The organism is Planococcus sp. A6, assembly GCF_028823615.1.
Classification (GTDB): domain Bacteria; phylum Bacillota; class Bacilli; order Bacillales_A; family Planococcaceae; genus Planococcus.
The window spans coordinates 1-12,526 of record NZ_JAPEHT010000098.1; the positions used below are offsets into that span (position 1 = coordinate 1).

Annotated in this window: 15 protein-coding genes; 8 read left to right on the forward strand and 7 right to left on the reverse strand. The window is 49.0% G+C overall.

What is annotated here, in order from left to right:
* Nucleotides 1-62: 62 nt before the first annotated feature.
* Nucleotides 63-1,091 (reverse strand): NADP-dependent oxidoreductase, encoded by a 1,029-nt coding sequence (locus ON064_RS13515; protein WP_274625175.1) that lies wholly within the window; start codon nt 1,089-1,091, stop codon nt 63-65.
* A gap of 157 nt (nt 1,092-1,248) precedes the next feature.
* Between ON064_RS13515 and ON064_RS13520 the strand changes: the two genes are divergently transcribed.
* The gene (locus tag ON064_RS13520; protein ID WP_274625176.1) at nt 1,249-2,352 is read left to right on the forward strand and encodes an NADH-dependent flavin oxidoreductase; all 1,104 of its coding nucleotides are present in this window, start codon (nt 1,249-1,251) and stop codon (nt 2,350-2,352) included.
* 103 nt (nt 2,353-2,455) lie between these two features.
* Entirely contained in the window at nt 2,456-3,100 is a 645-nt protein-coding gene (locus ON064_RS13525; RefSeq protein WP_274625177.1) for a DUF1643 domain-containing protein, read from the forward strand.
* A gap of 67 nt (nt 3,101-3,167) precedes the next feature.
* Here ON064_RS13525 and ON064_RS13530 read toward each other — a convergent pair whose 3' ends face one another.
* Nucleotides 3,168-3,848: a GIY-YIG nuclease family protein gene (locus tag ON064_RS13530; RefSeq protein ID WP_274625178.1), complete on the reverse strand. Its 681-nt coding sequence runs from the start codon at nt 3,846-3,848 to the stop codon at nt 3,168-3,170.
* Nucleotides 3,849-4,059: 211 nt separating this feature from the next.
* On the opposite strand from ON064_RS13530, the gene ON064_RS13535 reads away from it, so the two are divergent.
* From ON064_RS13535 to nhaC, 3 genes are all read left to right on the forward strand, one after another.
* On the forward strand, nt 4,060-4,413 hold the full coding sequence (locus tag ON064_RS13535; RefSeq protein ID WP_274625179.1) for a helix-turn-helix domain-containing protein: 354 nt from the start codon (nt 4,060-4,062) through the stop codon (nt 4,411-4,413).
* A gap of 92 nt (nt 4,414-4,505) precedes the next feature.
* On the forward strand, nt 4,506-5,033 hold the full coding sequence (locus ON064_RS13540; protein ID WP_274625180.1) for a DinB family protein: 528 nt from the start codon (nt 4,506-4,508) through the stop codon (nt 5,031-5,033).
* Between the two features lie 323 nt (nt 5,034-5,356).
* Nucleotides 5,357-6,751: a Na+/H+ antiporter NhaC gene (nhaC, locus tag ON064_RS13545; RefSeq protein ID WP_274625181.1), complete on the forward strand. Its 1,395-nt coding sequence runs from the start codon at nt 5,357-5,359 to the stop codon at nt 6,749-6,751.
* 54 nt (nt 6,752-6,805) lie between these two features.
* Here nhaC and ON064_RS13550 read toward each other — a convergent pair whose 3' ends face one another.
* The 3 genes from ON064_RS13550 to ON064_RS13560 form a co-directional block, all read right to left on the reverse strand.
* Nucleotides 6,806-7,231, reverse strand: coding sequence for a hypothetical protein (locus tag ON064_RS13550; protein WP_274625182.1), 426 nt, complete (start codon nt 7,229-7,231; stop codon nt 6,806-6,808).
* Nucleotides 7,232-7,311: 80 nt separating this feature from the next.
* Nucleotides 7,312-7,521 (reverse strand): helix-turn-helix domain-containing protein, encoded by a 210-nt coding sequence (locus tag ON064_RS13555; protein WP_274625183.1) that lies wholly within the window; start codon nt 7,519-7,521, stop codon nt 7,312-7,314.
* Nucleotides 7,522-7,530: 9 nt separating this feature from the next.
* Nucleotides 7,531-8,010 carry a DUF2975 domain-containing protein gene (locus tag ON064_RS13560; protein WP_274625184.1) on the reverse strand — a complete coding sequence of 160 codons (480 nt, stop codon included), beginning with the start codon at nt 8,008-8,010 and terminating at the stop codon, nt 7,531-7,533.
* Nucleotides 8,011-8,361: 351 nt separating this feature from the next.
* Between ON064_RS13560 and ON064_RS13565 the strand changes: the two genes are divergently transcribed.
* The 3 genes from ON064_RS13565 to ON064_RS13575 are packed head-to-tail and all read left to right on the forward strand — an operon-like array spanning nt 8,362 to nt 10,836.
* Complete coding sequence (locus ON064_RS13565; protein ID WP_274625189.1) at nt 8,362-9,327, forward strand: thiamine pyrophosphate-dependent dehydrogenase E1 component subunit alpha; 966 nt, start codon at nt 8,362-8,364, stop codon at nt 9,325-9,327.
* A 22-nt stretch (nt 9,328-9,349) separates the two neighbouring features.
* Nucleotides 9,350-10,372: an alpha-ketoacid dehydrogenase subunit beta gene (locus ON064_RS13570; RefSeq protein ID WP_274625185.1), complete on the forward strand. Its 1,023-nt coding sequence runs from the start codon at nt 9,350-9,352 to the stop codon at nt 10,370-10,372.
* A gap of 14 nt (nt 10,373-10,386) precedes the next feature.
* Nucleotides 10,387-10,836, forward strand: a complete 450-nt coding sequence (locus ON064_RS13575; protein WP_274625186.1) for a biotin/lipoyl-containing protein — start codon at nt 10,387-10,389, stop codon at nt 10,834-10,836.
* 159 nt (nt 10,837-10,995) lie between these two features.
* Here the strand turns inward: ON064_RS13575 and ON064_RS13580 are convergent, their stop codons facing one another.
* Nucleotides 10,996-11,955: an ABC transporter substrate-binding protein gene (locus tag ON064_RS13580; RefSeq protein WP_274625187.1), complete on the reverse strand. Its 960-nt coding sequence runs from the start codon at nt 11,953-11,955 to the stop codon at nt 10,996-10,998.
* Entirely contained in the window at nt 11,952-12,494 is a 543-nt protein-coding gene (locus ON064_RS13585; RefSeq protein ID WP_274625188.1) for a hypothetical protein, read from the reverse strand. The genes ON064_RS13580 and ON064_RS13585 overlap by 4 nt, the downstream gene beginning before the upstream one ends.
* Nucleotides 12,495-12,526: the final 32 nt, after the last annotated feature.

Here is a 12,526-nt window from a genome sequence, read left to right on the forward strand (position 1 = left end):
GAAGCGGGAACCCATTCAGGTTCCCGCTTCAGCTTTTGTGTTTCTATAGAAGAAAGTGAGATTTACAGTTTAGCAAACTCAGGGTCAGCGACTTTCACCAATTGCTTACCGAGGTTGCTGCCTTCGAATAGGCCAAGGAATGCTTCCGGTGTTTTCTCGAAGCCTTCTACGATTGTTTCCTCGTATTTCAGTTTGCCTTCTTGCAGCCATTTGCCGAGATCTTGTGCGCCGGTTTTGAAATCATGCGCGTAATCGCCGAGCGTGAAGCCTTTCATCATCGAGCTCGTCGTGATGAATTTCCACTGGATGCGCGGGCCGATATCTCCTTCTGGGTTGTTGTAAGCAGAGATGGCGCCGCACAACACGACGCGCGCGTTGCGGTTGATTTCAAAAATGACCGCGTCCGATACTTCGCCGCCGACATTGTCGAAATAGACGTCAACGCCGTTCGGGATGGCTTTTTTGAATGCTTCTTTGAAGTTATCGTCTTTATAGTTTACGGCTTCGTCAAATCCAAGTTCGTTGATCAGGTAATCGATCTTATCCTGTGAACCGGCGATGCCGACGACGTGTGCGCCTTTTAGTTTGGCGATCTGCCCGACGACTGAACCCACAGCTCCTGCTGCGCCTGAGACGACGACCGTTTCGCCTTGTTGCGGCTTGCCGATATCGAGCAAGCCGAAGTAGGCTGTTAGGCCAGTCAAGCCGAGGATGCCGAGACGAGTCGTGATCGGTGCAATGGATGGATCGACTTTTTGCACTGATTTCGCATCCGCCACATTATACTGTGCCCAGTCCAATGTGCCAGTAATGATATCGCCTTGTTTGAAATCATCGGAATTCGACTCGATAACTTCAGCGAGCACTCCGCCTGAAATTGCTTTGTTCAATTCGAACGGTGCCACATAGGATTTTTGGTCTTTCATGCGGCCGCGCATATACGGGTCGACAGAAAGGTATAAAGTTTTCAGCAATAATTCATTCGTGCCGATTGTCGGGATGTCTTTTTCGACAAAATTAAAGTCGCTGTCAGTCGGCGTGCCTTCAGGGCGGTTCGCCAATTGGATTTCTTTGTATGTGTTTGGTGTCATATGAATTCCTCCTTGGAATAAGTTTGCATAGAAGAGCGTACCACTCCCAAAGAAAGGAAGTAAAATTTCCAGCTCGCCAAGCTCGTATTGTTGTAGTTGTCCTAAGGCTATGATATTTTAATATAACTAACTTTAATTCAAGGGAAGAGGTAATTAAATGAACACGCAATACAAACCATTATTCGAAGAAATCACGTTGCCAAACGGCGTTGTCCTGTCTGACCGTTTAGGCGTCGCACCGATGACGACCTATTCAGGAAATCCGGACGGCACTGTCTCAGATGGCGAACTTTCGTATTATCAGCGCCGCGCAGGACTCGGCAGCCTATTCGTCTCTGCCTGCATCGCAGTTTCGGAAAACGGCATCGCTTTTCCGAACCAATTCGTCGCATTTAAAGACGACGTCATGCCGCGCTTAAAGCAACTCGCGACGGAAATGAAATCACAAGGCAGCAAAGCCATCCTGCAAATGCAGCACGGCGGTCGCCAAGGCCAGCCGGATTTGATCCAAGCGGGCGAAACGGTCGCACCGAGCGCCATCGCGGAATCTGCGGACAAGCCGACACCGCGCGCTTTGACGGGAGAAGAAATCACCACGACTCGCCGCGCGATCGAAGCCGGATTTGACGGTGTGGAAATCCACGGTGCCAATACGTATTTGATCCAGCAATTCGTCTCAGCTACTTACAACCAGCGTGAAGACGAGTGGGGCGGCAGCCTGGAGAACCGTTTGAAATTCGGTTTGGCGGTCTTGGATGAAGTGAAACAAGTAGCTGCAAAACATGCAGACGACAGCTTCATCATCGGCTACCGTTTGTCACCAGAAGAAAACAATGCAGATTCCGTTGGCTACACGATCAAAGAAACGCAACAATTGGTTGAGCGCTTGATCGAAGGCGGCATCCATTATATCCACGTATCGCTTATGGAATTCAAAAAAGCGCCGCGCGGCATGGAAGATGGGGACAGCATCGTCCAAATCCTGTCGAAACAAATCAACGGCCGCGTCGCATTTGTCGTAGTCGGCGGCGTCACGCGTCCTGAACATGCGGTAGCTGCGCTTGAAGAAGGTGCGGACATCATCGTCATGGGCCGTCAAGCACTGGTCGACCCGGAATGGACCGAGAAAGTGAAGCAAGGAAACGAAGCAGACATCAACGAAACAATCCCGCAAGAACTGGTCGGCAAACTCGACATCCCGGAAACGATGTGGAACGCCATCACTTCGTACGGCATGGTAAAAGTTGACGCGAAAGTATAAAAAAATAGCAAGCTCCCAGGCCGGATATGGCCTGGGAGCTTTTTTGTACAACGAAAATGTCTTTGATAGACTGGTACTACTATTAATCGTAAGGAGTGATTATGTGTCGCTGATTCCAGCTGAGCACTTGAAGCAAATCTTTTCGGTCGAGGCAAAATTTTATCATGCCAAAATAGAAAACGAAAAGATTCTCATGCGCCGCGAGGCACGTATCAGGCGAGATGGCGTCTTTACGACGCGAGCAGATGCCGTGATCGTCATGATCAACCCGTCCAATTGCGCGCAAGCTGGCGAAACTTTAAAGAGCCCACAGGACGCGCAGTGGATCCCCACCAAACCGAATCCGACGCAATACCAGTTGATGAACTTGATGGAGCGGAAAGACTGGAATCTGGTCACGCTCATCAATTTATCGGACATTTGCGAAGGGAATATCGGGAACTTCAAAATCATTGAAAACAAGTTTAATAGAACGGGGATGTCCCACTCGCTATTCCAAGAAGACAATGTGCAAGAGCGTCAAGCTTTACTGGCGTCCGCAGATCATCTCATTTTTGCCTGGGGCTCGTCGACTGTCGCCAAAAGGCTCGCTGCACAGTTCGGCTTGTTCCAAGAGGGCAGCCCAGAAAAGTCGTATGAACACGCGAAAGCATGGGTGGCAGCTGATAATGGTTTCCCGCGCCATCCGAAACCCGCAACGGTTGCGGACCGGATCGTCTGGTTAGATAAGATGGAAACTTTGCTTTAGTAGACGCTTAGAATAGGAAGATAAAATCAAAAGGCGTCTTCATTTGAAGGCGCCTTTTTACTGTCCATTATTTTTCTTTCAGCACTCCAGCCGACACTAAGTTGTTCAACGCGCCTTGGTTTTTAAAGCGGAAATAGCCGCTCATACGGTTCAAGTCTTTATGGGTCAATTGCGAAAAGTCGACAGCCAGTTCATAGCGGTCTTCAAGCTTAATGAGCAGCGTTTTAGCAAACTCGACTTGTTTTGGAGTTAATGGCTTTTCGTCTTTATTGATTGCGGCTGAAGAAGAAATCACTGTGGCTTGAGTGGTTGAAATGGTCTGTTGAATCGCTGCTGGGTAGTCGCCGGCTTTGAGCCATGCCACATCATCCTGGTTCAAAGAGAACCATTCCCCCTCGAGTCGCTTATCGTTAAAATGCTTATGAAAGGCCGCTTTTGTCTGATGGTGGTTGCCGGATTTGATCAAATGGATCAATTTGTTTTCAAAAGGCAGTTTCACAACGAACAGGTTCATATAGCGTTCCACATGCTTGGTTTTGCCGATTTTGAAAGAGCCATTCATATGCTCTTGCACAAAATAGACATAGCCCGGTGCTTCTCCAGGGATTTCAGGGGATTCCATCACTTGCTTTAGGGCGACTTGATTTGGTTCATATAAATATACTTTCGATGCCGGAGCTGGAGGAACATCGATCGTTGATCCTTCGACAGGCGTGGATAACCATTTGTTCAACAAGTTTTTCAGCATAAGTCAACTTCCTATCTATAATTATTTCCAAATTTATATGATATTGTGATTATAACTTAATTGCTTATATGATACTATTTAATTACTAAATGCAGCTATTATTTATGGGTGATTCGTGGCCATTTAAGTGGAGATCCCTTGTAAATAATGTTAAGACTTCATTACCCAAGTGGATAAAGCAATTAAAATGATGTTGTGAGGGAGTAAACCTATGCCGAAAATAGCTGAAAACCTAAAAGCACTCAGAGTCCAGAACAAATTATCGATGCAAGTGGTTGCGGATCATTTGAAAATTGCGCGTGCAACTTATAGCAATTTTGAAACAGGGAAAGGTGAGCCAAACCTCAAGTTGCTGATGAAAATGGCGGACTTGTACAATGTGTCGCTCGATGAACTCGCAGGCCGGCAATTTACGCCGAACGGGGTAGTCATCGATCAAGTAAGAATGAAAACGGAGATGAATAGGGAAATCAATGCGATGGTGAAGCAGATTGCCAATGAATTTATCCAAAGTAAAGAAGCGGATATCGTGAAACGAATCAAAAAGAAGTTCAGTTTGGCGTAGTATTCTTTATAGAAGAAACACAGAAAAAGACTGGGCAATACAGTCTTTTTCACTGGCAATGAAGGCTGGCAAGCTAAAAAGGGGGCGGCAGGATGGACTACCGGATCAAAGAGCAAACAGGATTCTCGCCGAAAGTCGGTGAACTTGTCTCGATGCTCGATTATACGCGCGCGGTTACATTGGCAGATGTGGCAGGTTTGTCGACCGAAGAGCTTGATTATTTGGCTGACGGGCATGCGAATTCGATTGGGGCGCTCTTGATGCATATGGCGGCAATTGAATTTGTCCACCAGGTCATTGCATTCGAAAATCGTGACTTGACGGAGCGAGAACTGGAGCAATGGCTAGTGCCGCTTGAGCTTGGGGACAAAGCAAGAAATGAAATCTGCGACCAGCCGCTTGATTATTACTTGGCTGAATTAAAAAAGGTCCGGGACCACACACTGTCGCTTATGGAAAATGTCGACGATAGCTGGTTATACGAAGAAGGGCAGTATGATAACGGAGTTGTCTACAATAAGTATTTTCTCTGGTTTCATGTCGTGGAAGATGAAACGAGCCACCGGGGGCAAATCCGAGTCCTCAAACGGATGCTGGAGAAGCAAAAACAACGAAAATGATATTTTTATGTCCAACCGCAACAAGCCGCTTGACTTCTCCCGGGGAGATGCTAATATTTATAGCAATTGCAAAAAGCAACGACGAATAAGTTGAATGATGAATGAGTAGGCTCATTGCGCGCAGCACAAAGAGACTGGACGGAGGGTGGAAGTCCAGGCAGCAATCGGGGTGAATTACGCCATCTGTAGTTTCAACGGTCAATTGAGTGGATGTTCTGGAGTGGAACATCAACTAGGGTGGTAACGCGGAGAAAACCTTCGTCCCTTTTTTTAGGGATGAGTGGTTTTCTTTTTTTATTTTCACAATACAGGAGGAACTGGACATGTTTCATATTAAAGCGATTTTATCACCGGGTACAAAAGAAGCGGCGGCACTCGTCGCACTGGTCGTCGCGATCATCAGCGTCAGCATCATCGGATTTGAAGCGGCTCCGCATGTGCCGATCTTACTGGCGATCTTGTTGCTGATGTGCTACGGATTGGCTAAAAAATTATCGTACCGCGAACTGGAGCGGGGCTTGATCGAAGGGGCGGGCGCAGGAATGGGCGCCGTGTTCTTGTTCTTCTTCATCGGCATCCTCATTAGCAGCTGGATGATGAGCGGGACGATCCCGACCTTGATCTATGCCGGGTTCAGCTTGGTGACGCCTGTGTTTTTCTTTGCGGTGGTCTTTGTCGTCACGGCGATCATCGGGCTGTCCATCGGCAGTTCCTTGACGACGGTGGCGACAGTAGGCGTGGCGTTGATCGGCATCGCCGGAGCGCTGGATTTGTCGCTGGCCATCACGGCAGGCGCGATTGTCTCGGGCGCTTTTTTCGGAGACAAGATGTCGCCGTTATCGGATACAACCAACTTGGCCGCGTCCATTGTCGGCGTCGATCTCTTCGAACACATCCGCAATATGGGATGGACAACGATTCCTGCCTTTGTCCTGACGCTGATCTTCTTCGGTCTGTTATCGCCGTCGGTTACCTTGGACCATACAGAAGATATCGCCTTGTTCAAGGAAGGCTTGCTTGAGACGGGGTTGATCCATTGGTATGCCATGGCGCCGCTCGTCGTCTTAATTGCCTTGACGGTATTCAAAGTACCTGCGGTTTTGACTTTGGCTACTAGTTCAGCGGTAGCGCTTGTCGTTTCCTTGTTCCACCAGAGCCTGCAAGCCTCGGCGATGCTTGGCATCCTGTTCGGTGGCTACGAGTCATCGACCGGCATTGACGAAATCGATGCGCTGCTTTCACGCGGCGGCATGGAAAGCATGTTCTTCACCATCGCTCTAGTGCTGCTCGCACTCAGCATGGGCGGATTATTATTCAAACTCGGCATCATCCAAAGTTTGCTCGCGAAAATCGAAAGCCTGCTGAAGAAAGTGTCTTCTGTCATCGTCGCATCTGCCTTGACGGCGATCGGCACGAATATCCTCGTCGGGGAACAATATTTATCGATCTTGCTGACGGGACAAGCGTTCAGTGAATCGTACGGAAAAGTCGGACTGGCCGGAAAGAACTTGAGCCGCGTCATGGAAGATGCTGGGACAGTCGTCAATCCGCTCGTGCCGTGGAGCGTCTGCGGGATTTTCATCGCCTCGGTGTTGGATGTTTCGACATTGGAATATTTGCCGTTTGCGTTCTTCTGCTTGCTGTCGCCTCTTTTGACGGTATTGCTCGGAGTGAGCGGGAAAACCTTGACGTATATTGAAAAATCTCCTGTAAAGTGAATAGTAAGGAAGCCAAAAAAGGGCTGTCGCCAAGAGAGCCCTTTTTCTATATTTTTACTGGTTAAGGATTCCCTTGCTAGCCTGGGAACCGGTTCTGTACTTGCTAAAAACGCCGTACAAGCCGAGTGCCATTTGGATGAAACTGAGGAAGAAAAAGAACACGAGCGGCAAATACCAGTCACCCAGCAATACAATCGGCAGCGCCGCGCTTAGCGATAACAGGATTCCTAAACTGATAGTAGCGACGAAACATGTCCGCGCTTTCCTAGTGAATCCACAAACTGCTGCCGCAGCGTTTCCGATTCCGAAGACAATCATTCCATAAATAGCTAAAGCGGACCAACTAGTAAAAGGCATGACGCCGACCCACTCGGGCGGGAACTCCACGAACACCCCCATGAACGGCAGCATGGAAATCCCCATAAAAAACGCGCCTAACGACATTGCTAGATTAAATGCAGCGACCAGTTTTGTCAGCAAGATCTTTTCCTCCTTTGGTTTCGAAGAATGAGCAAGTTGCTCTGAAATTTACTGTTACCAAAAAGCGAAGGAAGTCAGGACTATTCTTCCTCCTGGTATTCCAATACATCGCCTGGCTGGCACTCGAGCACTTTGCAGATGGCTTCTAGTGTGGAGAAGCGAATGGCTTTGGCTTTGCCATTCTTCAGGATAGACAGATTGGGCATAGTAACGCCGACTTTTTCGGATAGCTCGGTCATACTCATTTTGCGCTTGGCGAGCATGACGTCGAGATTTATGATGATTGGCATTAGATCACCTCAGACCGTAAGATCGTTTTCTGATTTGATGTCGATGGCGTGCGTCAGCAGCTTCTGCAAAACCGCTGCGAAAACGGCGATAACAAGTGCGCCGAAGCCAATCACCGCGCCCATGAGGATCAGTCCCGGGGCATCATCGATTTCTGCGATGATGTAAAACAACGGCATCGCGAGAACGTAAATGCCGGTGATCACCAGCGCACACCGTTTGATGTTCTTGATCGCCGTCACTGAGCGCACAGAGAAGGCAATATTGTCATCGATAAAGCTCAATAATTTATAAGTCTGGTACAGCGCGACGAAATACGCAACCGCTGTTGCATAAAGCAAGGCGACAAAGACATATTGCAGAAACGCTAGCTGATCAGGCCCGTCCTGGATGATGCTCGAAAGCGGCAGCACCACGAAGATGCACAACGCGATGACCGGCAGCGCCATGAGAAACAGCACCACTTTTAAAAACAAAGTCTCCCGTTTCATAAAAAACACCTCTTCGCTTGTTAATAATTAAAGTATAGCGACTTATTTATCGTTTATCAATAAATAATTGTTGTTTAGCGATATTAAAAATTTGGAAGGATAGAATGAACAGATGTATTTCTGATCAGTTTCTAAAAAGTTGTGCCTGTTAATTAAAGAAGATCAACTTAATTGTAAATTCTCTAGTCTTTTATTATCAGAATATTGAAATATTTATTGAAGAAGAGTACACTGAGAGTGTTTAGGCCTATGGAATTTGTCGCACGCCATCCGAATTTATAGAGTAAAAAAGGAGGAGTAGCAGTGACTAAGTTCGAAGAAAAGCAGCCTTCTGTATCCGTCGACAAGCTGATGTGGATGTATGAGCAGATGGTCAAAATCCGCTATTACGAAGACCAGATGGTGGAGGCGTATACGGAAGGCAAGTCGCCGGTGTTCAATATCGGTGAAGGCCCCGTGCCGGGCGAAATGCATCTCGCGACCGGGCAGGAACCAGCCGCCGCTGGCATGATGGTGCATTTGACGAAAGACGATACGGTAACCGCGCCGCACCGTCCGCATCATCACGCCATCGCCAAAGGTGTCGACTTGAAGAAAATGACGGCGGAGATTTTCGGTAAGGAAACCGGACTCGGAAAAGGCAAGGGCGGGCATATGCATTTGTTCGACCCACAAGCGAAGTTTTCGTGCGGCGGCATTGTCGCAGCCGGCATTCCGCATGCGGTCGGTGCGGCGATGGCCAATAAAATGAAAGGGAAAGACTGGGTCGCTGTCGCCTTTATCGGAGAAGGTGCAGCGAATGCCGGCGCGTTTCATGAATCGCTCAATCTGGCAGCATTGTGGAACTTGCCATTAATTGTTGTCGTGGAAGACAATTCATATGGCATCTCGGTACCGAAAAAATCCTCGACTTCGATTGAATCGAATGACCTTCGGGCTTCGGCATATGGCGTAGCGGGTGCTTACGTAAAAGACAATGACCCTGTCGCGATGTATAAAGCGTCCGAAGAAGCGGTCAACCGGGCACGCAACGGACAGGGCCCGACAATCATCGAAATCGAAACTTTCCGTTTCCTCGGCCATTTCCAGGGCGATCCCGAGTTATACCGGGACAAGGAAGAAGTGCCGGGACTGCGGGCGCGCGACCCGATCATGAAACTGCGTCAGCAGCTCTTGGATGCGGAACATGTGAATGAAAAGGAACTGGAAGAAATCGAAACACGCGCCAAACAACAAGTGGACGAAGCCTATCAATTTGCACGCGACAGCGATTATCCGAAACCTGAAGCCGCATTGGATGATGTCTTTACATCTTAATCCGAAAAGGAGAGATTCCGAAATGGAGACAGCGAAAAAAAGAATGCTGACGGGCAATAAAGCGATGGCGGAAGCGATTGCCCAGGAGATGGAGAACGACAAAAACGTATTCGTGCTCGGTGAAGATATCGGAAAATACGGCGGCATTTTCGGTTCCACGCAAGGCTTGATGGAAAAATTCGGGCCGGAGCGTGTGCTCGATACGCCAATTTCCGAGACCGCGTTTATCGGAGCGGCGATCGGTGCAGCGGCAGAAGGCATGCGGCCGATTGCAGAATTGATGTTCGTCGATTTCTTCGGCGTGTGCATGGATCAGATCTATAACCATATGGCGAAAATCCCCTATATGTCCGGCGGCAATGTACGCCTCCCGATGGTGCTCATGACTTCGGTCGGCGGCGGTTATAGCGATGCTGCGCAGCACTCGCAGACTTTGTATGCGACATTTGCGCATATGCCGGGGATGAAAGTGGTCGCACCAAGCACGCCGTATGACTTAAAAGGCATGATGACGTCCGCAATCCGCGACGACAATCCGGTTGTGTTCATGTTCCATAAATCGCTTCAAGGACTCGGCTGGATGGACCAGCTCGATTATGCGGTTGGCCATGTGCCGGAAGAATCGTATACCGTGCCGCTCGACAAAGCGAATGTCATGCGGGAAGGGAAAGACGTAACCATCGTTGGCATCCAGATGATGACGCATCATGCGATGGAAGCGGCAGAGCGATTGTCACAAGATGGCATCGAAGCGGAAGTCATCGACCTGCGCTCCTTGGCGCCGATCGATAAAGACACCATCATCAATTCAGTGAAGAAGACGCATCGGCTGGTCGTCGTCGATGAAGATTACCGTTCGTATGGCATGACTGCTGAAATCGCGGCCATCGTCTCGGAAGAAGCACTCTATGAACTCGAATCGCCAATCAAGCGCTTGGCAATTCCGGATGTGCCGATTCCGTATAGCCATATGCTCGAAGATTTCGTCTTGCCAGGCCCGGATAAAATCGTCGAGACAGTCAAACAGATGATGGATGAAGCGTAAAAGGAGGCTAGGGAATGCATGATGTAACGTTGCCGAAGCTGTCTGAAGATACAGATGAGAGCTTGATTGTGCTATGGTTCGTGGACGAAGGCGATTACGTCGAAGAAGGCACCGTGCTTTGTGAAGTGCAAACGGAAAAAGCGGTGTCAGAAATTCGTGCCGAAACGAGCGGAACTGTGAAGAAAATCCATGTGAAGCGCGGAGAGTCCGCCAAAGCCGGCACATTGCTGGCAGTCATCGACCCGAAAGGACAAGCTGCCGAGAGCACGGAGGCTTCAGAGAAAGTCCACCTCGAACAGGCAGAGGAAAATGAAGCGTCACAAGAGACAGCGAGTTTTACCCGCGTGTCACCAAGACTGCGCCATCTGGCGAAAGAACTAGGCGTTAAACTTGAAGACGTCAAAGGTTCTGGAAAAGGCGGGGCGATCACTGAACAGGACATCCTCGATGAAGCAGGATTATGAATGCATAAAAAGACGCCTTTTTTTATTGATGAATAGATTATTCATTCCCTCTGAAATAAAGGAGGGCAGGACTTGCGCCGTTATTACGCGGCCCTTTATAAACAGTGAAATAGCTTAGGGCATGTCTGTGCTTATTGAGTGAAGCGCAAATGAATAAACTTATTCCATCAATTCAGGATAAACCGTTTCCGCAACTAACTGCACCGCTTCACCGATGCGCGGCCCAGGGCGGGAAGTGATGTCGGAATCGATGAAATGCACTTCGTCATTCTCAATCGCTTCCACATTCGACCAGCTGTCGCGCGCTTCGATATCACCGACGGCATCTTCGACATAAGAAACGGTCGTCAAGATGACTTCCGGATCGCGGGTGATGACTTCTTCTTCGGAGATATTCGGCCAGCCTTCGAGATCTTCAAAGGCATTGGTTACTTGAGCATGGTCAAGGATTTCCTGCATGAATGTTGATTTGCCGGTTGTGTAAATTTCAGGGGACGGGCTGATCTCCACGTACACTTCTTTTTGCTCATCGACCGCAGCGAGTCGCTCCTGGACATCTTCGATTTGCGTTTGGATGCCTTCGATCACTTCAGCGCCTTTTTCTTCCTTGGCAAGAACAGAGGCGATTTGTTCGATATCGCCGTATACTTCGTCGAATGAAGTGGCCGATTCGATAACGAATACCGGAATATCGGCATCTTCAAGTTGGGAAAGGGCAGGCGGTGCTTCGCCGGTTGAATAAGCCAAAACAACATCCGGGTCGAGCTGGATGATTTTCTCGGCATTGAATTCGACGGAATCACTAACGCGTTCGATGTCCTGCGCCGCTTCCGGGTAGTTGTCATAGTCAGTAACACCGACCAATTGGTCTCCGGCATCGAGTGCGAAGACGATCTCAGTATTGCTCGGGATGAGCGACACGATGGTTTCAGGCGCATGCTCGAATTCGAGTTCTTCGCCGCGATCATCGGTGACGGTGTATGGTGCGTCGCTTGCAGTTTCAGTTGAGGTTTCTTCGGTTGTTTCGTCTGTTGTGGGTGCTTCGGCAGTATCATCTTGGCAAGCACCGAGTGTTAAAGCGAGTGGAATGCTGAGTAAAAGAAATGATTTGATTTTCACGAGTGAGTCTCCTTTTTCTTCATACGTTTTGTTGGATAGGATTTGCTGACGAATGGGATTTCATCGACGCCGTGCTGTTTATTGGCATAGACAGCCATCACGAAAAAGACATTGGCGAGCAGGTTGGTGTAGTCCATCAAATGCTCCGGCACTGCGCGCTCAAGCGTCACGTGGTGCAGGGCGCGTACGGACTTTTTCGCTTCACTGCGGCACACATGAAGAATGCACGTACCGTGCGTTCCTTGCGGCAGGACGAACTGGTCGATTTGCTCTTTCACTTCCGCCACGTAACGGTCGTACAAGTCACTGAGATCGGCGAGGTCTTGTTCGGTAATGGCGAGTTTTCCGCGCACTGAGCCGTTCAAGTGGTAAACCATCGGCTGTAGGTAGCGCAAATCATCGATGATTTGAGGGACATCGTTGACCGCGATGGCTTCGCCGATTCGCGTCGTCAAGGAATCGGTGCGGATCTCGAAATCAACCGTTGAAGCGCTTTCTCTCATAAACGGATAGCACAAATAGCGCATGTCTTTTTTCATCTGTTCACCTCCTGAGTGGATTTCCGTAAATA

Excerpts from the sequence above, each read along its gene's own strand:
- ON064_RS13515 (WP_274625175.1), bottom strand. The coding sequence starts at position 1,091 with ATGACACCAAACACATACAAAGAAATCCAATTGGCGAACCGCCCTGAA.
- ON064_RS13520 (WP_274625176.1), top strand. The coding sequence starts at position 1,249 with ATGAACACGCAATACAAACCATTATTCGAAGAAATCACGTTGCCAAAC.
- ON064_RS13530 (WP_274625178.1), bottom strand. The coding sequence starts at position 3,848 with ATGCTGAAAAACTTGTTGAACAAATGGTTATCCACGCCTGTCGAAGGA.
- ON064_RS13535 (WP_274625179.1), top strand. The coding sequence starts at position 4,060 with ATGCCGAAAATAGCTGAAAACCTAAAAGCACTCAGAGTCCAGAACAAA.
- ON064_RS13540 (WP_274625180.1), top strand. The coding sequence starts at position 4,506 with ATGGACTACCGGATCAAAGAGCAAACAGGATTCTCGCCGAAAGTCGGT.
- nhaC (WP_274625181.1), top strand. The coding sequence starts at position 5,357 with ATGTTTCATATTAAAGCGATTTTATCACCGGGTACAAAAGAAGCGGCG.
- ON064_RS13555 (WP_274625183.1), bottom strand. The coding sequence starts at position 7,521 with ATGCCAATCATCATAAATCTCGACGTCATGCTCGCCAAGCGCAAAATG.
- ON064_RS13560 (WP_274625184.1), bottom strand. The coding sequence starts at position 8,010 with ATGAAACGGGAGACTTTGTTTTTAAAAGTGGTGCTGTTTCTCATGGCG.
- ON064_RS13565 (WP_274625189.1), top strand. The coding sequence starts at position 8,362 with ATGTGGATGTATGAGCAGATGGTCAAAATCCGCTATTACGAAGACCAG.
- ON064_RS13570 (WP_274625185.1), top strand. The coding sequence starts at position 9,350 with ATGGAGACAGCGAAAAAAAGAATGCTGACGGGCAATAAAGCGATGGCG.
- ON064_RS13575 (WP_274625186.1), top strand. The coding sequence starts at position 10,387 with ATGCATGATGTAACGTTGCCGAAGCTGTCTGAAGATACAGATGAGAGC.
- ON064_RS13585 (WP_274625188.1), bottom strand. The coding sequence starts at position 12,494 with ATGAAAAAAGACATGCGCTATTTGTGCTATCCGTTTATGAGAGAAAGC.